Annotated in this window: 20 protein-coding genes and 2 tRNA genes; 7 read left to right on the forward strand and 15 right to left on the reverse strand. The window is 56.9% G+C overall.

Annotated features, from left to right (window positions below):
• Nucleotides 1-46: 46 nt before the first annotated feature.
• Nucleotides 47-1474, forward strand: coding sequence for a sensor histidine kinase (locus tag GOV79_RS01955; RefSeq protein WP_170788400.1), 1428 nt, complete (start codon nt 47-49; stop codon nt 1472-1474).
• Between the two features lie 36 nt (nt 1475-1510).
• On the opposite strand, the gene GOV79_RS01960 is transcribed toward GOV79_RS01955, so the two are convergent.
• Complete coding sequence (locus GOV79_RS01960) at nt 1511-4012, reverse strand: cadherin repeat domain-containing protein (protein WP_170788401.1); 2502 nt, start codon at nt 4010-4012, stop codon at nt 1511-1513.
• A 180-nt stretch (nt 4013-4192) separates the two neighbouring features.
• Here GOV79_RS01960 and GOV79_RS01965 point away from each other — a divergent pair, with 180 nt between their 5' ends.
• The 3 genes from GOV79_RS01965 (at nt 4193) to GOV79_RS01975 (ending at nt 9301) form a co-directional block, all read left to right on the forward strand.
• Nucleotides 4193-5899: an ABC transporter transmembrane domain-containing protein gene (locus tag GOV79_RS01965; RefSeq protein WP_170788402.1), complete on the forward strand. Its 1707-nt coding sequence runs from the start codon at nt 4193-4195 to the stop codon at nt 5897-5899.
• Nucleotides 5896-7971 (forward strand): ABC transporter transmembrane domain-containing protein, encoded by a 2076-nt coding sequence (locus GOV79_RS01970; protein ID WP_170788403.1) that lies wholly within the window; start codon nt 5896-5898, stop codon nt 7969-7971. The genes GOV79_RS01965 and GOV79_RS01970 overlap by 4 nt, the downstream gene beginning before the upstream one ends.
• A gap of 82 nt (nt 7972-8053) precedes the next feature.
• On the forward strand, nt 8054-9301 hold the full coding sequence (locus tag GOV79_RS01975; protein WP_170788404.1) for an HlyD family type I secretion periplasmic adaptor subunit: 1248 nt from the start codon (nt 8054-8056) through the stop codon (nt 9299-9301).
• A gap of 55 nt (nt 9302-9356) precedes the next feature.
• Here GOV79_RS01975 and GOV79_RS01980 read toward each other — a convergent pair whose 3' ends face one another.
• The 3 genes from GOV79_RS01980 to GOV79_RS01990 all read right to left on the reverse strand — a co-directional run bounded on the left by GOV79_RS01980 (nt 9357) and on the right by GOV79_RS01990 (nt 12017).
• Nucleotides 9357-10022, reverse strand: coding sequence for a DUF3299 domain-containing protein (locus GOV79_RS01980; protein ID WP_237217915.1), 666 nt, complete (start codon nt 10020-10022; stop codon nt 9357-9359).
• A gap of 160 nt (nt 10023-10182) precedes the next feature.
• On the reverse strand, nt 10183-10608 hold the full coding sequence (locus GOV79_RS01985; RefSeq protein ID WP_170788406.1) for a hypothetical protein: 426 nt from the start codon (nt 10606-10608) through the stop codon (nt 10183-10185).
• Nucleotides 10605-12017, reverse strand: coding sequence for a GMC oxidoreductase (locus tag GOV79_RS01990; RefSeq protein ID WP_170788407.1), 1413 nt, complete (start codon nt 12015-12017; stop codon nt 10605-10607). The genes GOV79_RS01985 and GOV79_RS01990 overlap by 4 nt, the downstream gene beginning before the upstream one ends.
• Before the next feature lie 197 nt (nt 12018-12214).
• Between GOV79_RS01990 and GOV79_RS01995 the strand changes: the two genes are divergently transcribed.
• The 3 genes from GOV79_RS01995 (at nt 12215) to GOV79_RS02005 (ending at nt 15369) form a co-directional block, all read left to right on the forward strand.
• Nucleotides 12215-12406 (forward strand): hypothetical protein, encoded by a 192-nt coding sequence (locus GOV79_RS01995; RefSeq protein ID WP_170784288.1) that lies wholly within the window; start codon nt 12215-12217, stop codon nt 12404-12406.
• Complete coding sequence (locus GOV79_RS02000) at nt 12403-13899, forward strand: GMC oxidoreductase (protein WP_170788408.1); 1497 nt, start codon at nt 12403-12405, stop codon at nt 13897-13899. Before GOV79_RS01995 ends, GOV79_RS02000 begins: the two co-directional genes overlap by 4 nt.
• A gap of 66 nt (nt 13900-13965) precedes the next feature.
• Complete coding sequence (locus GOV79_RS02005; protein WP_237217916.1) at nt 13966-15369, forward strand: MATE family efflux transporter; 1404 nt, start codon at nt 13966-13968, stop codon at nt 15367-15369.
• A gap of 6 nt (nt 15370-15375) precedes the next feature.
• Here GOV79_RS02005 and GOV79_RS02010 read toward each other — a convergent pair whose 3' ends face one another.
• The 11 genes from GOV79_RS02010 to recJ form a co-directional block, all read right to left on the reverse strand.
• Nucleotides 15376-16464 carry a M56 family metallopeptidase gene (locus GOV79_RS02010; RefSeq protein ID WP_170788409.1) on the reverse strand — a complete coding sequence of 363 codons (1089 nt, stop codon included), beginning with the start codon at nt 16462-16464 and terminating at the stop codon, nt 15376-15378.
• On the reverse strand, nt 16451-16846 hold the full coding sequence (locus tag GOV79_RS02015) for a BlaI/MecI/CopY family transcriptional regulator (RefSeq protein ID WP_170769322.1): 396 nt from the start codon (nt 16844-16846) through the stop codon (nt 16451-16453). Before GOV79_RS02015 ends, GOV79_RS02010 begins: the two co-directional genes overlap by 14 nt.
• Before the next feature lie 66 nt (nt 16847-16912).
• Nucleotides 16913-17314: a DUF2160 domain-containing protein gene (locus GOV79_RS02020; RefSeq protein ID WP_170769323.1), complete on the reverse strand. Its 402-nt coding sequence runs from the start codon at nt 17312-17314 to the stop codon at nt 16913-16915.
• 8 nt (nt 17315-17322) lie between these two features.
• The gene (locus GOV79_RS02025; protein WP_085807800.1) at nt 17323-18120 is read right to left on the reverse strand and encodes a carbohydrate ABC transporter permease; all 798 of its coding nucleotides are present in this window, start codon (nt 18118-18120) and stop codon (nt 17323-17325) included.
• Nucleotides 18117-18980, reverse strand: a complete 864-nt coding sequence (locus GOV79_RS02030; RefSeq protein WP_010442342.1) for a carbohydrate ABC transporter permease — start codon at nt 18978-18980, stop codon at nt 18117-18119. Before GOV79_RS02030 ends, GOV79_RS02025 begins: the two co-directional genes overlap by 4 nt.
• Nucleotides 18980-20053 (reverse strand): ABC transporter ATP-binding protein, encoded by a 1074-nt coding sequence (locus GOV79_RS02035; RefSeq protein ID WP_170788410.1) that lies wholly within the window; start codon nt 20051-20053, stop codon nt 18980-18982. Before GOV79_RS02035 ends, GOV79_RS02030 begins: the two co-directional genes overlap by 1 nt.
• A 1-nt stretch (nt 20054) precedes the next feature.
• A complete protein-coding gene (locus GOV79_RS02040; protein WP_170788411.1) occupies nt 20055-21104 on the reverse strand; it encodes an ABC transporter ATP-binding protein in 1050 nt (349 codons plus the stop codon).
• An 81-nt stretch (nt 21105-21185) separates the two neighbouring features.
• The gene (locus GOV79_RS02045; protein ID WP_170788412.1) at nt 21186-22925 is read right to left on the reverse strand and encodes an ABC transporter substrate-binding protein; all 1740 of its coding nucleotides are present in this window, start codon (nt 22923-22925) and stop codon (nt 21186-21188) included.
• Between the two features lie 282 nt (nt 22926-23207).
• A tRNA-Glu gene (locus GOV79_RS02050) sits at nt 23208-23282 on the reverse strand.
• 22 nt (nt 23283-23304) lie between these two features.
• Nucleotides 23305-23379: transfer RNA gene (locus tag GOV79_RS02055), tRNA-Glu, on the reverse strand.
• A gap of 98 nt (nt 23380-23477) precedes the next feature.
• Nucleotides 23478-25220 (reverse strand): single-stranded-DNA-specific exonuclease RecJ, encoded by a 1743-nt coding sequence (gene recJ / locus GOV79_RS02060; protein WP_170788413.1) that lies wholly within the window; start codon nt 25218-25220, stop codon nt 23478-23480.
• Nucleotides 25221-25287: the final 67 nt, after the last annotated feature.

The following is a 25287-nucleotide window of genomic DNA, read 5'->3' on the forward strand; positions in this document are numbered from 1 at the left end:
GTGCCTGTAGTTCAAGGAGAACAGTGCCACAATTGAAGACGACGTGATGACGATCACAGAAACGACACCGCCGATCGAGCTCTCGGAAGAGCCTGTCGATCAGCTGCTACAGAACATCAAGGACTACACCGCCATGAGCTTTGCGCTGCTTTGGCAGCGGCAAGCGATTTTTCTGGCGACGACCATTCTGACGGGCTTCTTCTTCGACTCGCTCAACGCGATCCTGTTCTATGGCACGATCCTGATATGCGAAGCGCAAGACCTGTATCTTGCTAAACGTGTGGCGCGCCTGCGGCGCGATGAACGGCGCGCGATTGCGATGATGGTCGCGTGGATATTGCTGAACACGATCCTAAGCGCCGCTGCCATTTGCCTCTATGCGGTGTCAGTTGCGTTCAAACAGCCGTCGGGGGGGCACTTCACCCCCTTGTTCTTCCTGTTTGCGGCCGCGCTTTTTGCGGCGATGAACAACCATCAGTTCGTCTGGGCCATGATCGTGCGGCTGGCCATGTATGGCGTGTCGTTCATGGTGATCGTCGTTACCGATATCTGGATTGAACAACCCGACCTGTCGTCGGAACTTTGGCTGCATTTCTTCACGGTCGTCTTCGTGATGTACTTTTTGATCGACTGTTCACTGGTCTTTCTTAAGCTTTATCGAAAAAATCTAGAGCAGCTTGAAAAACTACGGGAGGAGCACGAACGTACCAAGGCGGCCTATATCGCCAAGACACAGTTCATTTCTACGGTTAGTCACGAATTGCGCACGCCGCTGACCTCTATCAAGGGATCGCTGGACCTGATCAACACAGGCGCGATGGGCGAGGTGCCTGAAAAGATGCAAAAACTTGTTGATCTGGCTGCGCGCAACAGTGAGCGGCTGGCGTCGCTGATCAATGACGTACTCGATATTCAGAAGATGGAAGCGGGTGAGATGGTCTTTCGGCAAACTGCGATTGATGTTCGTCCTCTTGTGCAAGAATCCATTGCGGCCAATCTGGGTTATGCCAGTGCCCATAACGTAGTGATTGAAGAGAATGTCGACGGCCAAGCCGATCTGCAAATACGCGGGGATACATCGCGCCTGATTCAGGTGCTGACCAATATGATTTCGAATGCTGCCAAGTTCTCTTTCGATGGTGGCTCGATCACCGTCGGCTACAAGCAGGTTGGCGGCCGCGTGCGGATTTTTGTAAAGGATCAGGGGATCGGTATCCCCGCGGGAAGCCGAGACAAAGTTTTCGACCGCTTTTCGCAGATTGATTCATCTGATGAACGCCACGCCGGAGGTACAGGTCTTGGAATGAACATTTCCAAGGAAATCGTGGAACAGTTTGGTGGCACGATCGACTACTACAGCACACTAGGCGTCGGAACCGAATTTTTCGTAGAGTTTCCCATCCTGGCACCGCGTAACAGGCCTGCAAAAGGACATGGACTTACTGATCTGCCGAAAATCATACGATCCAACTAGGCCGTCCATTTGGATCAGCCTTGGCCCAAAATTACTTCACCAGTCGAAACGCTCATAGACTTGTGTATCTAGTGCCGAAACTTGCGGGCTGTCAGGTAGTGTCACTGTCTCGGACAGGACATCTGCTTCTTGGGCTATATCCTGAGCCTCCGGTGCCATGTCCCAAGGTTGAGAGGCCATATCAGTTTCCGCCGCGTCGGCGAGTACAGATGCATCCATTCTTTCGGACTCCGCGCCCGCTGGTTCTGATCCTCCGACAGTGAGTTGAACGGGGATTTCTATTCTGTCCACTAAGTCGGGATCGTTGCGATCAGAGATTGCGAGTTCGAGGTTGATACTACCTTCGAATCCAGCGGGCGGGGAAATTTCCAAACTCGAAAGGTCCCAGCCATCCAAATTGACCACTTCTCCATCCGATAACAATGAGGCTTCGCCACTAACGAAGAGAGTGTTTTCGGGTGCGCCGTCCAACAAAATCGTCGCGCGCTCACTGGCTTCCGCTATGTCGATTTTTAGAGCTATAGTTCCACCTTCTTCGGCTGAGAGAATTCCGCTGACCTGAATTTCGGGCGCGTCTGAACTTTCTCCTTCCGGCCGGTTGTCTGGACCTGTTTCCAACGCGGTGGTCGGCGCGCTTTCATCGAAAGAGCGTTGGACTTCCTGATCACGGTTTTTGGCTTTTGAGTAGCTTTGACTTGCGGAATTGTTTTTTGACGCCAGACTGCTGGCGATTGCAGCCTCAGGCATGTCGGCAACAGTGATCGAGATTGTCTCGGTTCGGCTTAAACCACCTGCGTCGATCACTGATACATCGATGTCAATCGAGGCTGCTACTTCATAGTCCAAGGCGACACCAGGCTTCAGTCGCAACTGGTTGCCGACCACTTCGAACCGATCATCCGAAACTTCGAACCGGTGTATGTCATTTGCATCGGGATCAGTGAAACTCAGATACCCAACGATGGCGCCTTCGGTATTTTCTGCGACCGAAAGCTGAGCCTCTGTCAGGGTGATGTTGTCGACCAGGGCGCCGTAGCTGTCATTTTGACTTTCTGGTTCACGGAGTTCCAGCGTGTCCTGGCCAGAGCCGACCACCTGAAGCTGGAACGTTTCCCAATCGGACGATTGTGGATCCAGTTCGCCGACCAACTGTCCGTTCCAATATACTTCGACCGTGTCGGTGCCACCGGATAGGCGCTCTCGCAGGTCAATGCCCAAATCGTAAAGCTGCCCGTCTTCAGTCTCAATCGTCTGGGAAATACTGTCGACGCCCCTTGCGTGGTCCAACTCCAACAATTGGTCCCCATGTGAAGCCTTGGTCCCCCATAGATTGTCCCAGATTTCAAGGCCATGAGCGTCGGTCCATCCCCCAGAGTCGTCATTGTCGAAGCCGCGCCATCTGCCACGGTCGAGGTCGAATTCTTCAAAGCTTCCGTTTGCGACCAGATTGTCTGTTGCATTGCCAATGGACAAGTCGACCGGGGCTTCGTTGATGTCTTGGATATCCACTACGAAGGTTTCAGAAACACTCAGCCCGCCGGCGTCGATAGCTGTCACCTCAAGCTCGATCTGTTGGGTGGTCTCAAAGTCAATGTCCACCTCAGGCTTGAGGCGTAACTTTCCATCAACAACTTCGAAACGGTCGTCCGAGACTTCGAAGCTGTGGCTGTCGCTCTTGTCCGGATCAATCACCGAAATCTCTCCAACCACGGCACCGGCTGCATTTTCTGCCACAGTTGAATTGCTGAGCGAAACGCCCTCGGGCCCTTCGTTCACATCCAGCACCTCGATGGTGAAGGTTTGCGTCAAGCTGAACCCATGCGCGTTTGTGGCCGTCACGTCCACTTCGATCTGGGCTGCATCTTCATGGTCCAGCGATACTTCGGGTTTTATTCGCAGCTCTCCATCTATAGTTTCAAACCGATCGTCCGAGACGGTAAGTTCATGCGCGTCGCTGCTATTTGGATCAATGACGGTGAGGGTGCCAATCGCTGCACCAGACGCATTCTCTGCGACGGTCGCGTTGTCCAGATTTAGCGCGTCAGGCGCAAGGTCAACCTCCTGTTCTGGAGGAGGCACTGCGCTGGGACCACTGGAAACCGGGGCAGCGATTCTTGGCGGAACATCCGGAATTTCTGGAACCGTCGGTGAGCCCTCCGTGTTTGAGGTGTTGAGCTTCGAAAAAGGCTCATTGGCGGATCCTGAAAAAGAAGAGGGTGCTTCAGGTGCATCTGGAGCAGCGCGCGTTTGCACAGTTTTCTGGCCATCAATGACGGCCTGTGCTTGAGGAAGCGAGCGTTCGGCGCTGATGAAGTCGTCGCGCGCAGAAGGCATGTCTGCTTTCTCAGGTGCACCGTTTTGATGCAGCCTTTCGTCTATCGTTCCTTCGACCCGTTCCCCTGTGTGCAAAGTGCTACGGGTCGGATCCTCTTGGATCGAAACGCCGCGCGTAACGTGAGAGACGATCTCGGCTTTGTCGTTCAGTTCGGTTTGTGCGGAATTAATCTGATGCTCAAGATATTGCCCGGCTTTTTGCATTGATCTGATCCCCGTTTGTTCCCCTGATTCCGGCCCATCAGTACCATAGGTTGTTACTGCGATTGCGACTTAAGTATTTAAAAATTAAACGGAATAATCCACAGTTCTCGATCGGAGTTTACACTTCTTCAATAGGTTCAGGCCAAACCGATTGGACGAGGCAACTGGGTGAGCAATAGGATGGGACCGAGCGAATTTATCGGACGAAAACTGACGCCACGGTTGGGTGTTCCGGTTTGGGTGGCTTCCCTGTCTTTGAACGTATTGTCACTTTTGATGCCGATCTCAATCCTGTTGATTTTCGACCGGATCATTCCATTCCAATCCATGGAAACTCTGCACGTTCTGACCGGCGTTCTGCTGTTCAGTGCGGGGTTTGAGCTTGTTTTGCGACATTGCCGATCCATTCTATTGTCGACCGCCGCAGAGGATGCGGCGCGCGCCAACTACAGCCTTTTTATGAGACAGGTTCTGACGGCAAATACCCTGACCTTCGCCAAAGAGCCACCCAGCAGTTATGCCGAGCGCTACGCTGCGATTGCGCAACTTCGGGATCATTATGCGGGGCAAGGGCAAACGCTTTCGATTGATCTGCCGTTTACGCTCATGTTTGCAATCTTGATCGGATTGATTGGCGGCTGGCTCGTTCTGGTTCCATTGGGTGCTTTTGGCATCGTCCTGATTTTTGCGGCCGTAATGAAACGTGCTCAATGGAACTTGTTCCGACAGCGTAAGACGCTGGACACCCGCAGATACGCCTTTTTGTCCGAGCTTTTGTCGAACATGAAGACAATCAAGGCTAACCGGATGGAGCCGCAAATGTCGCGGCGATTTGAGATGCTTGAGGATCAGACAGTCGACATCAGCGGCCGAATGATACGTTTCGCCGGCTTCGCACAGAGTTTTGGCACCGTTTTTGCTCAGGTATCGGTGGCCGCAATGGGCTTGTTGGGCGCTTATCTGGCGATCCGAAATCAGATTGGTATCGCGGAAATGGCGGCCTGTATGCTTCTGAATGGGCGGATCGTGCAGCCGCTGACCAAATTGATGGCAATGTGGGTCCAGGCTGAAAATATCACTGTCGCCTGGTCCAGATTGAAAGAGATGAATGAGCTTGAAACGCATCTGGTCGCGACGTCTGGCGACGGGAAGCTATCGGGTGTTGTTACGGCCTCGGACGTCTCGGTCAGGCGTTTGCATGGAAACGGTGCGTCATTTTCAACGGTCAGTTTTACAGCCAGCGCCGATAGAGGCGTTTTGATCGAAGCCGAGGAAAGCTGGATGGTCGACGCCCTTTTTGATGCGCTAACGGGACAGTGCGACCTGGATCAGGGAAGCATTCTTTTCGACAAAGTGGATGCCAAAAAACGAGTTGCCTTTCGCGGCGAAAACGCGTTGGTCGCGCTGGAGAGCGAACCGGTTATCCTTTCAGGTACCTTGCTGGAAAACCTAAGTGCGTTTGGTGATCACGAACGGATCGAAAACGCCAAGACGGTTGCCGCTGCATTGGGGTTGGAACGCCGGATTTTTCGCCTTCCGCTTGGGTACAACACCCCAATGACAATTGGGTCGGCGTTCGAACGCGACCCGGTGAACCGGCAATTGATCGCATTGGTGCGCGCACTGGCTCTACAGCCTCACATCCTGCTAATGAACGAGCCGACCGCTGTGCTTGATACGGCTGAGCGACAGGCGCTGGCAGATTATCTGGCTAAGTTAGAAGTGCGACCGACGCTTATAGTGGCATCGCCCGACCCGCGTTTTAAGCAATTTGCGCCACAGGTCGTCAGGCTAAATGCAACCAAGTCACGCGACATGGCAGCGTGGGTCGCGGATACGGATCTTGAAAGGCTGACATCAGAGGCCATGCAAAAGGGGGCCGCATGACGACGCTTGAAGTAGAAAAAGCAACCGGCCTGCTGGACGCTCTGCTTTACAACCAAGGGCGCCGAAGCAGCCTAAACACGTTGCTGGAAGCACTCCCACATCAATCAGAAAGGCTAGATCAGGATGACATTCTGGATGTGCTCGACACGCTGAAAATTTCTTATACCAAAACTCGATGCCGGGAAGACACCATTGTGGACGCGGATTGCCCGGCTTTGGTTATTCCCGAAACCGGGCCGTGGTACGTCGCCTTGGGGCGTAACGGCTTGTCTTTGCGGGTGGCTGGCGCGAAAGACCACTCACCAAAACGTCGTAAGTGTTTGGTCATCCAAATTGAATCGAAGGCTTGGCGCGAAGAGGATGGTACGCCGCAAACTGTTCGTATGGCATTCCGAGTCTTTAGGCCGATGTTGCCTTGGCTTTTTCTTGCGTCATTCCTCATCAATCTATTGGGCTTGGCTGCGCCACTTTTGATCATGGCGATTTATGACAAGGTTATCCCATCGGGTTCGGTGGCAATGCTTACGTCATTGGTTGTTGCGGTCTTGGTTATCGGCCTCTCGGATATGTGTTTCCGACACGCGCGAACACGGGCATTGGCGTATATCGGCGCGCGCGGCGAACACCAACTCATGATTGCGTTGTTTCACAAACTGATGTCGCTGCCCCTGCAGCAATTGCAGAAGTCGGATATCAGCCAACAGCTCTCTCGTTTCAGGCAATTCGAAGCCCTGCGAGACGTGTTCACAGGCCAGATCATGACCAGCTTGCTCGATTTGCCTTTCGTTTTAATTTTCTTTGCCGTCCTGACTTTTCTTGCCCCTCAGGTCGGATTGTTGACGCTTGGGCTTGTTGTTATTTTGGTGATACTCGGTTTCGTCACCATCCCCGAACAGCGGCGACTGGACAGTGCAGCCTCAGATGCGGCTGCAAAAAGTCAATCTGCAATGCAGCAGGCGATATTGCACCAGCGCATGATGAGCGACTTGGGACTGCAACAGAGATGGCTGGATCGCAGCTTGTCTTTGTCCGAAGCGGCAGAGGATGCAACGCGGCGTGCACGTGTGTTTCAGGCATTCACGCAGTCCTTGTCCCAATCGGTGACAGCGTTGGCCACGGTGGGGGCCATTATTCTCAGCGCTTATGCAGCGGTGAATGGCGATCTCAGTTTTGGCGCTTTAATCGCTGTGATTGCTCTGGTGTCAAAAATTCTTGCCCCGGTACAGACATTGTGTAGTTGCTGGGCTCAAATCCTGATTTTCAGTCACAGCCGCAATCAGGCTGATCGGGTGCTTTCATTGCCAGAAGAGCTTGAACTGGGGTTGGAGCATTCTCATCGCAAAGACATTCAGGGCGCGATCCAGTTTTCTGCCGTCACTTTTCGCCCAGATCCGCTGAATGCACCGCTTCTGTCGCAGGCGAGTTTGAGCTGTGATCCCGGTGAAGTCACCTTAGTCATGAGCAGTGATGCAGCCGTGCGAACGGCGGTCTTAGACCTGATGGACGGGTTGGCTACGCCTTTAGCGGGCACTGTATCTTATGATGACGTTGACTTGCGGCAAATCGCCAGGGACGAACTGCGCACTTCGGTTACTTACGCGACCTTTGAAAAAAAGCTGTTCTACGGCACGATCGCACAGAATTTTCGATTGGCGTCTGTGTCACTGAGTGATTGCCAAATCGAAACAGCCTTGTCGCAGATGGGATTGTCGCAGGACCAGGAGTTGTTGCCAGATGGTCTTGAAACTCGTCTGACCGACGCTCACCTGGCGCAGTTGCCAGATGAAACCCTCAAGGCTCTGACCCTTTCGCGTAGCATGGCGCGCCCTTCATCGGTTTATCTGTTTTCGGAACCGACCAATGGTTTGTCAGATCAGCGCCGTGCTGCCTTCAAGGAGTGGATGCGACAGCAAAAGAGGCGGAGCACCGTTGTGATCGCAACTGCGGACCGGTCCTTCCTTTCGATCGCAGATCGCTTTGTGTTTCTAAACGGAGAGCGCGTGGTTTTGAATGACACCGGAGAGGTCGGGCGCAGAAAGTTGAAGGCCATTTTACAGGCAATGGAAAAATAAAATGAGAGAGCAGACACAACAAAATTCGACCTCCGGTCCCACGGCACGTTTAATAAATCGTCGTCGGATGCGACCTCCAAGGGTGGCCGCGTTTTTGGCGCTGACGATCTCGGGCTTTCTGGGCGTGATACTAGTTCTGGCGGGGCAAACCAACGTTCCTCAAATCACGCGGGCCCCGGGGACAATCTTGCCGTTCGGGGACTATGCTCAGATCGAAACTCTGCACGGAGGCGTGGTCAGTGCCGTTCATGTGCGCAATGGCCAAACGGTCGAGGCGGGCCAACTTTTGGTGGAATTGGACCATCCAGACCTTTCGCGTGAGCAGGACATTATGACGGGTCAGCTTTCAGCAATTATTCGTCAGACCGAAAATGCCAAAACCGTTTTGTCCATGCTAGACAGCGAGACTTTGCCAAGTGACCGCGCGCTTGATGAGATAAGGAGTAGAGGCCTGACCAATGCCGCGGCTAGGCTGGATCTGTATTCTGAAAGCCAGACGATCCAGCAGGTATCGATCCAGCAGCAAGAGGGGACGCTGCGAATTTTGCAAGATGCAGCCGAACTGTCAGCAGCACGGGTCGAAAGAAAACAAGAATTTCTGGCAAGATATGCACAGCTTAGGGCACGTGGATTGAAAACCCTGAGCGACTATCTTGAAGAGGAAGATGAGGTTGAAGCGGTTCGAATTGCGGCATCGGACGCGCGGGTTCGGTTGGCCCAGGCTGAAAATGCGTTGAATTTGGCCCGCGCGTCTATGGCAGAGGAAACTCTGGCTCTGCGCGAAGAGGTATTGACGAAACTTTCTGATCTGGATCAGGAAAGGGCAGAGCTTATTGCCGCTCTCAAGATAGTGGGAGCTCAGATCGCGAGCCTGGCCATCGTGGCTCCGGCCCGCGGAGTCGTTCAAGCTGCTGCCTATCCCAATCCGGGAGAGGTCATTGCGCCGGGTGAGGTGCTGTTCGAATTGTCGCCAACACATGACGCGCTATTGGTTGAGGCACGCATTCCAAACGCGGATATCGGTCATGTGGATACCAGTCAGCCAGTGTCTGTCAGCGTTGACACATTCGATGTGCGCAGGTTCGGAAAGATTCAAGGGCGATTGCAAACTGTCTACCCCATGCCGCTTACCGATGAGAGGACCGGTGAGACCTATTTTCGCGCATCCTTTGTTTTGGCTGAAGGCAATGTGGGACGTGGACCTTATGAAAGGCCACTTCAGGCCGGGATGACGGTTGTGGCCGAGATGACGACAGGGGAGCAAACGCTATTGTCCTATATGTTGAAACCTGTCCAGACGACTTTGGGCCGTGCTTTCAACGAAAGATAGTAGCCCGACCTGCGTGCCGCCTCATCTCGTCACGTAGCTCGAGCAGGCGATGAATTTAGTTTTCATTCGACAAAACCGCGCCACCCGTTTTGTTGCGGGATGCGGCACGCAGACGGTCCTTGAAAGTCTGGGTCGCGCTGTCTGCAACGTCAGCCTGGGTGACAATGGCATCAGATAGAAGAAACGTGGCACGCATTGCGACAGGTCCATCCACGACAATAAATTGACTGTTGCTCGGGGAAATCGTCAGCCGGCCAGTGACCTCTACACTTTGGTGAATGTATTCGGGCATCCAATCCGTCTCCAGTTCGACGCGGATCATCTGGTTCGGAGGCGGCGGCGGTAAATGGCTGCACATGCCTGGCCTCGGTACAAGGTATATGATTGAAGCACCGTTAGGAGCTTGAGGAGCCGGGATAGCATAGCCTTGAATTGTGGCGGCTTTACCCTCAAGATCGGGATTGCCTTGGGAACCGGCTTTCGCGCGCTGCGCGATCACATTTTCGCGCTGACTCAACAATCGGTCGAGGTCGATTTTTTCAGCGGCAAGAGCATCTTCGGTTTCAAACAGATTTTGTTGCCACATCTGCCGTTCCTCGGCGGTGCCTACATCCTGTTGCAAGCGGCTGCGCAAACGCAGGACGTAAACAAGATCATCGAACTGTTCCGGGCTGAGTGCGCGAAACGGGTCGTGAAAATCCTGTACGGATGGGTCGGGCAATTCAGACCAAAGCAATGGCGTCGCGGCCCATGTCCCGAGGGGCACACACAATACTGAAAACGCACAGATCAAAACTGCTCGCAGGCGCATCCCAACGGCCTTTCATGACTTAGAAAATAGCGGTCATTCAAATGTGAGAGATATCCGGGTAAACCGCAAATCACGACACTGCAAACGCCCCCAATTGGTTCAGGCAGGGGGTGTGATAGGGTTCGAACAAGGCGACAAATTCCAGCGGTAGTCCGTCTTCTGCTGCACGGATGACATTAGTCGAAGTTGCAAATTTGTCGATGACGCTGTCGTCGATCTTGCCGAGGACGTCTTTTACATAGGGCAATCGGTGCAGCCCGCTCCAATATCCCAAATCCAGAGCCTTCCCTTCGATCCCTTTCTCTAGAACGAATTCTTCGTAAGCATAGGCGAACTCAGTGGCCGCATCCTGTCGCGCGATCTGGGGGCCATAGATCCGGTTGATGACGTCAAGCGCGTGACCGGCAATGCCGTGCCCCTTGATCAGCCGGTAGGCAACACCTGCGCCAAGGGCACCAACCCCCAAGGCAAGAACGCGACGGCGCGACCAGCTCATGTGACAACCTCCGATGCTCTGAGGGATAGGGCGGAAATGGTCAGGGATGGGTTGGCAGGCGAGCAGGTCGGGAAAGCGCCCGAGCCCAGTACGAACAGGTTTGGAACTCCATGCAGGCGCAACCGATCGTCAACCACCGATGACTCGGCCGAGGGACCCATGCGGTGCGTGCCTTGAATATGCGCCTGTGTGCGAATTTTTTCGTCCACTATAAGCTCCTCGATCGTATCGGGGATGATGTCCGGCAAGCCGTCAATCGCCCGTCGCAGGCCGCGCATCGCATAGTCGGTGTACCCGACCCATTCGATGACGGGTTCGTCGTCCTCCAGCAGGACCCTGTTCTCTGCCATTGGAATATCATCGACGGTTAACCGGAGATGCAGTCGGTTGGCCCATTTACCCTGTTCTCGCCGGATCGAGACCGGGGCGTTAACGGTTTCGATCAGAACAGCGCCGGCCTCTGATCGGTCAATGTCATGGTAGAAATGATACCCATGTCCGGTTTCGGACGCACCGCCGTAAAAGGCTTTGATATTTGCGGTGTCCAAAATGATGTCAACCTCGCCTTGTTCATGAAGGTACGCACCTAGAGCTTTGTTTTTTATTCCTGATCTCAGCAAGATGGCAGCGTTGAATATCCCGTTTGTTCCCAGCGCAATTGCGTTGCCGCGCAAGCGCGCCTCAGCACCGTCAGCAGTCTTGACTTGTACTGCACGGGCCTGACCGCCTTCGATATCTACCGTGCGTACTTCGGTGCCCAACAGGTAGTGCGCGCCGGGATGTTGCAGCCGCTCGAACCCGTTCAGAATCGTAAATTTCGCGTCCACGGGGCAGATGCGGCAGACACCGTTTGCGCAACACCGCGCTCGCGAGCCACCGTTCGAGGTCGCGCTTGGCAAGGGCACCCAAAGCGGGCTGTCTGCGCGCAAGGCTATGTCAGAGCGAGATGGCGCGTGAGGCGGATACGGAAACGGCGCACTGCGTGGCAAGATGTGATCGGATTGCCCACCGCAAACTTCAATCATCTCTTCGGCCTGAACCCAGAAAGGTTCAAGATCATCGTAGGTTATGGGCCAATCTTCACCGATACCGAACTTGCTTTTCAGGATGAAATCATCGGGATGCAGACGCGGAGTGTTGCCCCACCAATAGTTCGAATTCCCGCCAAACAAGGTGAATGCAACCCATTCCTTGTGTGCGCCCGAGCTATTGCGTTGCTCGATTTTTTCACGAACGGCCCATCCATGTGCGATCTGGTCTGCATGAGAATAGTCCTGCCCCTTTTCGACAAACAGGATGTTAAGATGACCGGGCAAGCCGTGGGCGAAAAACATCGCGGAAAAACTGCTGCCTGCGATCACCACATCCCAATCGCGGGCGCTGGCTTGTTCAAGAGACAATAGGCGCATCAGAACTCATTAACCTTATTAATCTTCACCTGTTGACCAAATTACAGGCTTCCGTCCGACCCGACCAGATCACGCGAGAATTGCGGCGGGGCGAGACAATCACTTTATGGTTTGCAATAATCAGGCCCTTGTCAATAAAGTTAAAGAGACGGCAATGCAGTCGCCTTGCCGGAATTGTTGTTTGTTTGGTGTGTTCGTTGAAATTTGCTTTGAAAAGACGTCATCTTCTTGGGGCTGTTGCTGCGGTGGTCATTGTCCCACCGGTTGCCAGGATTGCAATTTTGAAGTCGCGGGATAATCCGCTGCCTCCCATTTCCGATCCGAAAGTGGTTTTTGCTGATGGCTGGCTGTTGGATGCGAGCGACCTGGATGTGGACGGGTTGTCATGATCCTGGATGCGCGCGCTGAAATCCCGGCGTTAGAGGGGCCCTATGACTGCTGCATCGTAGGCGCGGGGCCGGCTGGTATCACGCTTGCGCTGAAACTGGCACAGGCGGGCCGTCGAGTGGTTCTTCTAGAGGCCGGAGACCGTGAGGTCACGCCCGACTCGCAGGACCTCTATGAGGGCGAAAATCTGGGCTTGGAATATTACCCTCTGTCTGCGCCACGGCTGCGCGCGCTTGGGGGGACGACCGGTCATTGGGGCGGGCAATGTCTTTTGCTGGACCGGTCCGACTTTCTGCCGCGCCCGGACGTACCCCTCAGCGGATGGCCCATTCGGTACGAGGATCTGGCCCCGTATCAGGCGGAAACAGCTAAACTTTTGCAAACAGGGCAGTTCTCGGGCGGCTTCCGCAAACCGGTTGACGACAGCGGCACGCTGGATGTTGTTGAGCAGAGGTTCAGCTCTGACCGGGCGTTTTATGATATCGGCAACACGGACCCGGTACGCTTCGGTCCATTCTATCAGGGGCAATTGGAGGATGAGCCGAACATCGACCTTGTCTTGAATGCCAATGTGGTAGGGTTCGACGTCGATGGTGAGACCGGCCAAATCACGCAGGCGCAGATCCGTAACTATGGTGATGGCGAGGGGGCGGTGGCTGCCGGACGCTTTGTGCTGGCCATGGGCGGCTTGGAAAACAGCCGTATGTTGCTGCATCTGAACGCCCGGCAAAACAACAGGTTCGGCAATCAGAACGACATGGTTGGTCGCTGTTTCATGGAGCATCCGGTAATCGACCATGAAACATACTTCATCACACGGCGTCTTTATTCTCATTCCCCGACATGGGAATTCGAACGTCTGACGCGGCGCTCCCGCCCCGAGCTTGTGTTGAGTCCCAGCCAGGACCAGATGCTGAAAAACGGCTGGACCAACTCAGCCGTGCGGATGCGGCGACTAAGACGCAGAAAACTGCCGCCCGAAGAGCTCGGGGACACGGGCTTTATCAACGGTTTGAAATTCGACGAGGATTACTTTTTTACCAGCAACTCTCAGGTCACGGCTGAACAGCGCCCGAACCCTGCCAGCCGGGTTGTTCTGACCGACCAGCGGGATCGGTTTGATCTGAATACGGTCGGGCTGGACCTGCGGCTGATGCCCGAAGATATCGAGACCCTGCGCGGATCAACAATTGAAGTGGCCAAGTTCCTGATCCGAAACGGGCTGGGCCGGATGCGGATGGACCCTGCCTTGTGGAACCGCGATGCATTCGAAAACCTGCCGTTGGACTATGGCAGCCACCATATGGGCGGCGCGCGCATGTCCGAGACGCCCGAGACTGGCGTGGTCGATGCCAACTGTAAGGTGCATGGGGCCGCGAACCTCTATGTTGCGGGGTCAGGTGTGTTTGCGACCTGCGGCCACGCCAACCCCACGTTTACTATTGTACAACTGTCCCTGCGGCTGGCGGATCATTTGCTTGGGCCTTCTGCCTGACGGGGTTTTGGGGTTGAAGCCCCCTGTATTCCACTGGCAGGTTAGCCCCGCACAAGGGGGGCGGTCATGACATCTCAAAGCTCGGGGCAGGCAGTCTTTCTGTCGGGCAGCCTGATGCGCCATGTCACGCGCATGTCATTGACCACCAGTATCGGCCTGATGGCTATCTTCGCTGTCGACTTCGTCGATATGGTGTTCATCTCGATGCTGGGGAACGACGCGTTGGCGGCGGCGGTTGGCTATGCCGGGACGCTGCTGTTCTTTACCAACTCGGTCAATGTCGGCCTGTCTATCGCCGCAGGCGCGCTGGTTGCGCGCGAGCTTGGGGCAGGGCGGCCCGATCAGGCAAGGCGGTTCGGAACCAGCGTTGCCGTTCTGGGTGCGATCTCGGGCATGATCCTGTCCGCGCTTGTGCTGCTGAACCTAAACATCCTGTTGTCGCTGTTAGGGGCCGAGGGAGAGGTTCTGCATCTGGCGGCACGCTATAGCCGGATCATTCTTCCGACCATGTGGGTGATGGCTTTGGCCATGGCCGGGATGGCGGTCTTGCGGGCCCATGGGGATGCGCGCCGTTCCATGCAGGCGACGATTTTCGGCGGGCTGGTCAACGCGGTGCTGGATCCGATCCTGATCTTTGCGGTTGGGCTTGGGCTAGACGGGGCGGCGATAGCCTCGGTCATCGCGCGGGTCTGTATGCTGATAGCGGTGATGCGACCTGCTATAAAGGTGCATCGAGGGTTCGCGCAGCCTTCGCTTAAGCAAGTGGTTCAGGATGTACGCCCGGTGCGTGCCATAGCGGTACCAGCCGTCTTAACCAACATAGCCACGCCCGTCGGCAACGCCATCGTCATCCGTGAGGTGGCGCAGTTCGGAACCGATGCCGTAGCCGGCATGGCGGTTATCGCACGGCTGATGCCGGTTGCGTTTTCGGTTGTGTTTGCCCTGTCTGGCGCGATCGGTCCCATCGTTGGCCAGAACTATGGTGCGGGGCAGTATGATCGGGTGAAAGAGACGTTTCTGGCCGGGGTCAAATTCACCGCCATCTACGTTCTGCTGATGGCCGCTGTCTTGTTTGCCCTTCGAGGCCCAATTGCGGATCTGTTTCTGGCGCAGGGGGAAACGCGGGCGCTGATCTATCTGTTCTGCGGTCCTCTGGCGCTGGCGTCTTTCTTCAACGGGGTAATCTTTGTTGCCAATGCCAGCTTTAACAATCTGGGCCATCCCATCTATTCCACATGGGTCAATTGGGGGCGGCATACGTTGGGTACTTGGCCGTTTGCCGTGGTCGGAGGCATCCTTTCAGGCGCGCCCGGTGTCCTGATGGGGCAGGCGCTGGGGGGCGTTGTCTTTGCGGTTGTCTGCTGGGTGATGGTGCGCCGCGTTGTCTCAAAGCTCAGCACGCCGCAAAAGCCGGACCCGTTTGCCGGGCAGAACCGACTTCACGCGCTGTTTGGGCGGCGTGGTTGGTAAGCGGGATCAGTTGCCGCTGTTACGAGCCTCGAGACGTTCAAGGTTAACTACTGTCGACAGCATCAAACGGTCGTGGCTCCAATCCTCGGTCTGTTGCACGGAGGCGGCACCAAAACCCAGCACGGTCGCAAAGACCAGCGTCAGACCCAGAAACAACACCGGAGTGCCAGAGCGGACCGCGGGCGCCTCGGCCAGCGCCATCACGCGTTGGCGCAACACGCGCTTTGCTTTGCCTCCGGTGACCAGCGCGACATTCAGAACCCGAGGGCTGCCCTTGCGCACCGTGCGGGCGCAATAATCCAGCAGGCAAGCGGTATAGTCGCGCGCGTTGATCCCGCGACGGGCAACGACGGACTGGTCGCAGGCCAGCTCGCGCAGACGGTCGAACTGATATTTCAGCACCAGATAGGCGGGGTTCCAGAACAGCAAGGGGCGCAGAATTTCGAACCCTAGCTCCCATTCCACATCGCCCGCGCGCACGTGCTGAAGCTCATGCGCCAGCGCAAAGCGCAATTCGCGCGGCGTGTCCAGCAGATGGCTGGGCAGGACAACATGACGGCGACGAAGGCCGCGCACGGCAAAGGGCACGGCGATCCGGTCGGAGAGACGGATATCAACCTTGGCCGAATGCCGCCATAAAAAGCTGGTCTGGATCGTTTCACGGATCGCCAGCCCATCGCGCAGGACGCGCACGGCATAGGCCGCGGCCATCACAACCACCAGACCGAAGATCGCGGACAGACCCGGATATGCACCGGAAACAAATACTTCGACCCAGCGTTCGCGTGTGTTCAAAAGCGCCTCGAATTGGGTCGCGGGCATGGCGATGTCGCCGCGCAGATAGGCGGCAACGGCGATGTCCCCCAAAGCAACGGTGCCATGGGCTGAGGTGAGTGCAAATGCCCCAATGGCCAGAACAGGGCTAAGAACGACGCAAAGGCACAGGGCCTTGAGCGCCTGAAGCTGCGCAACAAAGCCATATTGCAGCCGCGTCCGACCCATAATGGCCCGCACGACCAGCCACACCAGTGCCGCGAGGGCCAGTACGATATTCCATTCCAGATACGCGTCGAGAACCGGTTTAACCGCCGTCATTGTGCAGTCTCCTTTCTACCAGTGCTCGAATTTCCTCCAGATCGGCTTCGCTCAGGCCCGCATCGTCGACCAGGCGCGCCACCAGCGAGGCAGGCGTGTCATCGAACAATGTACGCGAGAGGTTCTGCAACGACCGTGCCTGATATTTGTCTTTCTCCAGCAGCGGCGTATAGATCAGCGTCTTGCCGTCCTTGCGGCTTTCGACAAAGCCTTTCTCGTCGAGAATCCGCAGGATGGTTGCGCCGGAGGTATAGGCCAGATTGCGTTCTGGAGGCAGACGATCAAGCACGTCACGGACCGAGCCCTGACCAAGTGCCCAAAGTTCGTTCATGAACTCCAGCTCTACCTCGGTCAGAAGGTTTGTTGTCTTTTTCTTTCGCATCGGTCTTTCGTGTCGCATTTTTTAGTATGCCTGACAGACAAGCATCCTTTCGCTGTTTCGCAAAGCTCAAACTTTCCAGAAGACGAAGAATCCCCAGCCGATCGACAGGAAAAGCGGTGCCCAGACGGGCTGGCCAACCAATCCCAGCCAAGCAAGGAAGATATAGGCCGATCCCAATAGGGTGATGAACAGTCGATCCCCCAGCGTAGTGGTCAGGCCCAGAACGCCGCGCCGTTCGATCCCGTCGCGGAACTTGAACCCCTCCAGCACGCCGATCAGGGCGATGGCCGAAAAGATACCGACGAACAGCGCCAGCGTTGCGGGGGTCCAAGCCATCCAGAAATCGGGCCACAAGGGATCGGTCCAGGAAAACCCTTTTTCCTCCTGCTGGCCGACGCTGCCCCAACCGGCCTGCTGGGCAGCCGCCATCGAGGGTAGAAAGGGGAGGGTGAGAAGAAGTTTACGCATATCGAACCTCACACACGGCCCATCGCGAAACCACGCGCGATGTAGTTGCGGACAAACCAGATGACGATGGCGCCGGGAATGATGGTCAGTGTTCCGGCGGCTGCCAGCAGGCCCAATTCATACCCCGCGCTGGATGCAGTACGAGTCATCACGGCGGCGATGGGCTTGGCCTCAACCGCCGTAAGGGTTTTGGCCAGAAGCATCTCGACCCACGAGAACATGAAGCAGAAGAACGCCGCCACGCCGACGCCCGCCTTGATGTTGGGTAGGAAAATCGTCACGAAGAAGCGCGGGAAGGAATAGCCGTCGACATAGGCGGTTTCATCCAGTTCCTTTGGGATGCCGCGCATGAAGCCTTCCAGAATCCACACCGCCAGCGGCACGTTGAACAGCGTATGCGCCAGCGCCACGGCGAGATGCGTGTCAAACAGCCCGATGGAAGAATACAGCTGAAAGAAGGGCAGCGCGAACACCGCCGCCGGGGCCATCCGGTTGGTCAACAGCCAGAAGAACAGCTGCTTGTCACCCAGAAACCGATAGCGCGAGAACGCATAGGCCGCAGGCAGGGCCACACAGACCGACAGCACCGTGTTCAGTGTTACGTAGATGATCGAGTTGATATAACCCCAATACCATGTCGGATCGGTGAAGATGGTGATGTAATTTTCCAGCGTAAAGGTCTGAGGGAATAAGGAAAAGCCCGACAGGATTTCGTTCGTTGTCTTGAAGGACATCGCCACCAGCCAATAGATCGGCAGCATCAGGAACGCGATATAGAGGATCGGGATAAGAGACCGCTTCTTCATTGCGCGTCATCCTTTGTCATCAGAGTGTAGAAGACCCAGCTGACCAGCAGCGTGATGGCGAAATATATCAGGCTCATCGCGGCTGCAGGGCCAAGGTCGAACTGTCCCAGCGCGATCTTCACAAGGTCGATCGACAGCAAGGTGGTTGAGTTGCCGGGGCCACCGCCGGTCAGAACGAAGGGCTCGGTATAGATGTTGAAACTGTCCATGAACCGCAGCAGAACGGCGATGGTCAGGACGGTTTTCATCTTGGGCAACTGGATATAGCGGAACACCGACCACGGGCTGGCACCGTCAATTTTGGCCGCTTGATAATAGGCATCCGGGATCGATACGAGGCCCGCATAGCACAGCAGGACAACTAGCGACGTCCAGTGCCAGACATCCATGATGATCACGGTGATCCAGGCCGACAGCGGCTGCTGCGTCATGTCATAGTTGATGCCCAGAACATCATTCAGGAAGTAGCCCAGCAGGCCGATCTTGGGCAGGGTAAAGATGTTCCACATCGAGCCGACTACGTTCCACGGGATCAGCATCGGCAGGGCCATCAGGACCAGACAGACCGGCACCCAGAAGCCTTTGCGCGGCATCGACAGGGCGACGATGATGCCGAGGGGCACCTCGATTAGCAGGATCAGGAAGGTAAACAGGAATTGCCGTCCCAAAGCAGCCTGAAAACGGTCCGAGCGCAGGATTTGCTCGAACCAGCCAAGGCCTTCCCAGAAGAACTGGTTGTTGCCAAAGGTTTCCTGCACCGAGTAGTTGACCACCGTCATCATCGGCACCAGCGCGTTGAATGCGACCAGCGCCAGCACGGGCAACACAAAGAACCACGCTTTTTGGTTTTCCGTTCTCATCAGCTGCGCTCCTCGGTTGCGATCCAGCCGTCACGGTAGACGCGGGATTGTTCTGGTTTGAATTGCAGGAAAACCTGCGATCCGGGCTCGGGCACGCTGTGCTCGGTCACGGCTTTCAGAGCCGTGTTGCCGACCATGGCGCTGACCACGTAGTGGCGACCAATATCCGAGACCTTGGTCACATGCGCCGGGATGCCCGTATCACCAAAGCCCACATATTCGGGGCGGATACCCAGGTCGGTGCGGCCTCCGTCGCCATGGGTGGGGCCTTCCAGCATGACCTCGTGGCCTTCGAAAACCGCGCGGTCACCTTTGGCTTCGCAGGGTAGGACATTCATGCCGGGGGAGCCGATGAAGTGACCCACAAATGTGTGCTGAGGGCGCTCGAACAGTTCAACCGGTGTGCCGATCTGCACCACTTCGCCTTCCTGCATCACCACGACTTCGTCGGCGAAGGTCAGGGCCTCGGTCTGGTCATGGGTCACGTAGATCATCGTGGCTTTGACCCGCTGGTGCAGCTCTTTCAGCTTGGACCGCAGTTTCCATTTCAGATGCGGGTCGATCACGGTCAGCGGTTCGTCAAACATCACTGCATTCACGTCATCGCGGACCAGTCCACGCCCCATCGAGATTTTCTGCTTGTTGTCCGGGCTGAGGCCGCTGGCGCGGGTGCTCAGCATATCCGTGACATCCAGCATTTCGGCGATCTCATCGACCCGGCGTTTGATCGTTGCCGGGTCAAACCCCCGGTTTTTCAGCGGAAAAGCCAGGTTTTCGCCCACAGTCATCGTGTCGTAGATCACCGGGAACTGGAACACCTGCGCAATGTTGCGCTGATCGGGGGGCAGGGCGGTCACATCCCGATCATCGAATAAGATTTGCCCTTCGGACGGGGTCAGAAGGCCCGAGATGATGTTCAGCAAGGTGGACTTGCCGCAGCCCGACGGCCCCAGCAGCGCATAGGCCCCGCCATCGCGCCATGTGACGTCGATTTCCTTCAGCGCATAATCTTCGGGGCCTTTCGGCGCGGGCATATAGCTGTGTCGCAGATTGGAAAGTTTGATCTGTGCCATGTCAGGCCACCCTTTTGCCGTCTTGGCCGAAATACCGGCAATGCGCCGGGTTCAAGTAGAAACTGTGATCCTCGCCGACTTGGTAGGGATGCACGCCAGCCGCCAGGGAAACCCAATCATCCGATCCATGGCGGAAATGCGCGCTGGAATCTGATCCCGACAGCTCGGTCACAATGACCCGGCCGGTCAGTTCAACATCCGCATCCGATGTGCGGAACGGCGTCACCCGGTGCGGGCGCACGGCGACCATGTAGTCTCCATCGGCCATACCCGAGACGGCCCAGCCTCCGCCACCTGCCAGTTGCGCTTGAGCGCCGGACACGGTGATGTGGGCCACGTTGATCGGTGGGTCCGAGAACACACGCGCGGCGGCGATGTTTTCGGGATTGCGATAGATATCTGCTGTCGGGCCGAACTGCGTGACGCGACCATCCTCCATCAATGCGGTGTAGCCACCCAGCAGCAGCGCCTCTTCGGGTTCCGAGGTGGCATAGACCACCACGGCGCCGCGCCCTGCGAACAGGTCGGGCAGTTGTTCGCGCAATTCTTCGCGCAGTTTGTAGTCGAGGTTGGCCAGCGGCTCGTCCAGAAATACCGCGCGGCTTTCCTTGGCAATCGCGCGGGCGAGAGCTGTACGCTGTTGCTGACCACCCGACAGCTCATGCGGGCGGCGGTGCAGCATGGGGCGCAATTGCAGCAAGTCAGCGGCCTCTTCCACGCGGCCTTCGATCTCTGATTGCGCCATGCCCGCCACGCGCAGGGGTGATGCGATATTGTCGAAAACAGTCATATGCGGGTAGTTCACAAAAAACTGGTGCACCAGGCTAATCTGCCGCTTTTGCGTGTTCAGCCGGGTCACGTCCTGCCCATCCATCAGCACTTTGCCCGAGGCCATCGGATCCAGCCCGGCCATCATCTTGATCAGAGAGGTCTTACCTGATCCCGTCGCGCCCAGCAGCACATTGAAATTGCCGGTCTGCAGCGTCAGGTTGGTTGGCTTGATATGGATAACATTGCCAACCCGCTTTGTGGCGTCTTGAAGTTCGATCATGTCCGTGGGTTCCGGTCCTTCAGTGCGGCGCACTGGTCGTGGGGTGGGGATGCCGCGCACGGCACCCCCGGTTGCATTGGCTTAGTTGGCCTGCCAGCGCGCAACCAGTTCGTCATAGTTGACGGTCTGGCCCTGCGGCTTTTCGTTTTCCAACTTGGCCTTGGGCGAACCGGCTTTCTCCAGCCAGAAGGCAGGGTCCTGCGGCTCGTTCAGGCGCGGACCACAGCCGCCATAGACGTTGGCTGCCTCATCCGCGGCCTGCATACGGGCCATGGTGATGTCCATTTCCTCGGCCAGACGGTCCATCGCCTCTTGCGGGGTGAAGGCGCCCGAGTTCACGTCACCGATCTGCTGCCACCAGATCTGGGCCAGCTTCGGATAATCCGGAACGTTGATGCCGGTCGGCGACCATGCCACACGGTCAGGCGAGCGGTAGAACTCGACCAGACCACCCAGCTTGGGTGCGCGTTCAGTGAACGACTCGTGGTTGACCGAGCTGTCGCGAATGAAGGTCAGACCCACGTGGGACTTCTTCACATCAACAGTCTTGGACGTCACGAACTGAGCGTACAGCCACGCGGCCTGGGCACGATCCGAGGGGGTCGATTTGAGGAACGTCCAGGAGCCCACGTCCTGATAGCCGACCTTCTGGCCATCTTCCCAGTAGGGGCCGTGCGGGCTGGGCGCCATCCGCCACAGCGGCGTGCCTTCGTCATCCACGGTGTTGTTGCCTTCGGACTTCGGCTTGACCATATCGGCGGTAAAGGCGGTGTACCAGAAGATCTGCTGGGCCACGTTGCCTTGGCTGAGCGCCGGCAGCGACTGGTAGAAGTCATAGGACGCCGCACCCGGAGGCGCATAGTTCCGCAGCCATTCATCCCACTTGCGGATCGCGTAAACCGCAGCCGGGCCGTTTGCAGCACCACCACGCGAAACGGACGCACCAACTGGGTTACAGGTGCCCGCTTCCATGCGGATGCCCCATTCGTCGACGGGAACGCCGTTCGGCTCACCTACGTCGCCTGCGCCGGCCATCGAGAGCCACGCGTCAGTCATACGCCACCCAAGGTCAGGCGCACGTTTGCCGTAATCCATGTGGCCATAGATCGCCACACCATCGACTTCTTTCACGTCGTTGGTGAAGAACTCGGCGATGTCTTCGTAGGCTGACCAGTTGACCGGAACGCCCAGGTCATAGCCATACTTCTCTTTGAACGCGGACTTGTTGGCCTCATCATCGAACCAGTCCTTGCGGAACCAGTAGAGGTTCGCGAACTGCTGGTCGGGCAGCTGGTACAGGTTACCGTCCGGGCCAGTGGTGAACTGAATACCCATGAAGTCATCCAGATCCAATGTCGGCGATGTGGTCGCCGCCCAGTCACCTGCCATCTGTTCGGTCAGGTTATAGGCCAGTTGCAGGCGCGAGTGCGTGCCGATCAGGTCGCTGTCATTGACGTAACCGTCATACAGGTTCCGGCCGGTCTGCATCTGGGTCTGCACGGCCTGAACCACTTCGCCCTCACCGAGGATCTGGTGGTTTACCTTGATGCCGGTGATCTCCTCGAATGCCTTGGTCAGCACCTCGGATTCATAGGAATGGGTCGGGATGCCCTCGGACAGGACGTTGATCTCCATGCCCGCATAGGGTTGTGCAGCTTCGATGAACCACTTCATCTCACCCATCTGTTCGTCTTTCGACAGGGTCGATGGCTGGAATTCGTCGTCGATCCAACGTGTTGCTGCGGCTTCGTCGGCCCAAGCGGTACCGTGCCCCGCAATGACGGCTGCTGCCGCCACGGCGGAAAGTAGATGTCTCCGCATCTGTCTCCTCCCAAAGATTATGGTTTCCGGCGCGAACCGGATGGCGAGGAGCATCGGCGATTTTTTGCATATGTGTCAAACTAAATTTTTAGTAAATGAAATTGACGTCGTATAATGCGCTGAAAAAAAACACTTTTCAAGTTATTGCGAGCGCAGTCACAAGACAGACAAAAGGCTGAGAGGTGGTTTGCCGCAACTGTGAGTTCGGGTTTGTTGTTGAAATCGATTCCCAGACATCCAAAGCGAAACCGGCGGACTGCACGGCGAAAAAGAGGGGGAAAATGGCAGCCCGTAGGGGAATCGAACCCCTCTTTCCAGGTTGAAAACCTGGCGTCCTAACCGATAGACGAACGGGCCATTTAAGCCGAACAAGCACAAGTGGCAGCCCGTAGGGGAATCGAACCCCTCTTTCCAGGTTGAAAACCTGGCGTCCTAACCGATAGACGAACGGGCCACGCTTGCTTGTGGAGGGCCTTTTACGGTTTACCTACACCCCCCGCAAGCCGAAAAATGCAGGGAGGGACAAGTTTTTTGGCGGGGTCGGTCGCGGGCCTAATTTGCCTCAGCTGCGTCCTCCAACCGAAGCTGCACGGATTGCCGTCCGCCCCACGTATTGACCTCGAGCCGCCCAGCAAAATGGAACCGAGCGCCACCGTGGTTGGACAGTTTTTCCCCGATTGGCCCGTCGAACGCACCGAACGCGATGGCGTCCAGACCGCTGCCCACACCATCGGACAGGGACAGTTTCAGATGTGACTCGCCTACGCGTTTGGCAAAGCGCACTTGCAGATCGGGCAGAGCATAGCGTGGGGCAGGGGCGCTGGCGCCAAATGGGCCAGCTTTTTCGATCTGTTCGATCAGGTCCACTGTGGCGGCACCCGGCATCAATGTGCCGTCCAGTTTCAGGTCCGCCGGGCCGCCTTCGCCCGCGCCCTGTTTGGCCAATAGTTCCGACAACCGCGCCATCGCCGGTTCCAGCTGATCGCGCATCACGGTTAGCCCTGCAGCCATCTTGTGCCCGCCACCTTTGAGCAGCAGCCCTTCGGCAGCCAGACGCTGGATCGAAGCCCCCAGATCGACGCCCGAAACCGAGCGACCCGAGCCTTTACCCTCATCTCCATCAAAACCGATGACGATGGCGGGGCGGTTCGCAGCCTCCTTCAGGCGCGAGGCAACGATGCCCACGACGCCGGGATGCCAGCCCTCACCGGCGGCCCAGACCAAAGGCGCGTCCAGCCCGCGCTCCTCGGCTTGTTCCATGGCGGCTGCGCGTACGGTGTTTTCGATATCGCGGCGCTCGGTATTCAGTTCGTCCAAGCGCTGCGACAGGGCCTCGGCCTCGTGCATCGAATCGGTGCTGAGCAACCGCGCTCCCAGATCGGCCTGGCCAATGCGTCCGCCCGCGTTCACGCGCGGTCCCAGCATGAACCCAAGGTGATAGCTGTTGGGGGCCGAATCCATCCGCGCCACGTCCGACAAGGCCACCAGACCGGGCCGCTGCCGCTGTGCCATCACCTTTAGCCCCTGACGCACCAGCGCGCGGTTCGCCCCGATCAGAGGAGCGACATCTGCCACGGTCGCCAGCGCCACCAAATCCAGCAGCGAGATCAAGTCCGGTCCCTTAACCCCGGCCTCACGCAGTTGCCGCCCGGCCTCGACCAGCATTAAGAACACCACGCTAGCCGCACACAGATAGCCCAGATCGCCGCTTTCATCCTGCCGGTTCGGGTTCACCACGGCCACGCATTCGGGCAGGGTCTCGCCGCCCAAATGGTGATCCAGCACGATTACATCCGCGCCCTTGGCTGCCGCGATCGGTTCATGGCTCAGCGTGCCGCAATCGACGCAGATGATCAGGTCGTGACGGGCGGCCAGCTCCTCCATTGCGGGCACATTGGGGCCATAGCCCTCATCAATCCGGTCGGGCACGTACAGCGTCGCCTGCAACCCCATCTGCCGCAGCCAGACCAAAAGCAACGCCGCAGAACTGCCGCCGTCCACATCATAGTCCGCAAAAACAGCAATCCGCTGCTTGGCTCGCACCGCCGTCAGAAACCGGGTGGCTGCGACCTCCATATCCTTCATGTCACGCGGATCGGGCAGCAGTTCCTTAAGCTTGGGCTCCAGGAAACCGGGAACCTCCATCGCAGGAACGCCACGGACTGCCAGCACCTGGCAAACAGCACGCGGCAACCCAGCCTGTTGCACCAGCATCTCGGTCGCGCGTTCTACATCAGCCGAGGGGCCGACCCAACGCCGCCCGGACAAAGACTGTTCAACCCCAAGATAGCTCATGACCCGCCCCTTATATGCCAAGGCCGGATACCTTTCGGACCCGGCCTTTCTTTTCGTTCAAAATACG

Source organism: Ruegeria lacuscaerulensis, from assembly GCF_013034745.1.
Lineage (GTDB): Bacteria > Pseudomonadota > Alphaproteobacteria > Rhodobacterales > Rhodobacteraceae > Ruegeria > Ruegeria lacuscaerulensis_B.

Excerpts from the sequence above, each read along its gene's own strand:
- GOV79_RS01955 (WP_170788400.1), top strand. The coding sequence starts at position 47 with ATGACGATCACAGAAACGACACCGCCGATCGAGCTCTCGGAAGAGCCT.
- GOV79_RS01960 (WP_170788401.1), bottom strand. The coding sequence starts at position 4,012 with ATGCAAAAAGCCGGGCAATATCTTGAGCATCAGATTAATTCCGCACAA.
- GOV79_RS01965 (WP_170788402.1), top strand. The coding sequence starts at position 4,193 with ATGGGACCGAGCGAATTTATCGGACGAAAACTGACGCCACGGTTGGGT.
- GOV79_RS01970 (WP_170788403.1), top strand. The coding sequence starts at position 5,896 with ATGACGACGCTTGAAGTAGAAAAAGCAACCGGCCTGCTGGACGCTCTG.
- GOV79_RS01985 (WP_170788406.1), bottom strand. The coding sequence starts at position 10,608 with ATGAGCTGGTCGCGCCGTCGCGTTCTTGCCTTGGGGGTTGGTGCCCTT.
- GOV79_RS01990 (WP_170788407.1), bottom strand. The coding sequence starts at position 12,017 with ATGCGCCTATTGTCTCTTGAACAAGCCAGCGCCCGCGATTGGGATGTG.
- GOV79_RS02000 (WP_170788408.1), top strand. The coding sequence starts at position 12,403 with ATGATCCTGGATGCGCGCGCTGAAATCCCGGCGTTAGAGGGGCCCTAT.
- GOV79_RS02005 (WP_237217916.1), top strand. The coding sequence starts at position 13,966 with ATGACATCTCAAAGCTCGGGGCAGGCAGTCTTTCTGTCGGGCAGCCTG.
- GOV79_RS02010 (WP_170788409.1), bottom strand. The coding sequence starts at position 16,464 with ATGACGGCGGTTAAACCGGTTCTCGACGCGTATCTGGAATGGAATATC.
- GOV79_RS02015 (WP_170769322.1), bottom strand. The coding sequence starts at position 16,846 with ATGCGAAAGAAAAAGACAACAAACCTTCTGACCGAGGTAGAGCTGGAG.
- GOV79_RS02020 (WP_170769323.1), bottom strand. The coding sequence starts at position 17,314 with ATGCGTAAACTTCTTCTCACCCTCCCCTTTCTACCCTCGATGGCGGCT.
- GOV79_RS02025 (WP_085807800.1), bottom strand. The coding sequence starts at position 18,120 with ATGAAGAAGCGGTCTCTTATCCCGATCCTCTATATCGCGTTCCTGATG.
- GOV79_RS02030 (WP_010442342.1), bottom strand. The coding sequence starts at position 18,980 with ATGAGAACGGAAAACCAAAAAGCGTGGTTCTTTGTGTTGCCCGTGCTG.
- GOV79_RS02035 (WP_170788410.1), bottom strand. The coding sequence starts at position 20,053 with ATGGCACAGATCAAACTTTCCAATCTGCGACACAGCTATATGCCCGCG.
- GOV79_RS02040 (WP_170788411.1), bottom strand. The coding sequence starts at position 21,104 with ATGATCGAACTTCAAGACGCCACAAAGCGGGTTGGCAATGTTATCCAT.
- GOV79_RS02045 (WP_170788412.1), bottom strand. The coding sequence starts at position 22,925 with ATGCGGAGACATCTACTTTCCGCCGTGGCGGCAGCAGCCGTCATTGCG.
- recJ (WP_170788413.1), bottom strand. The coding sequence starts at position 25,220 with ATGAGCTATCTTGGGGTTGAACAGTCTTTGTCCGGGCGGCGTTGGGTC.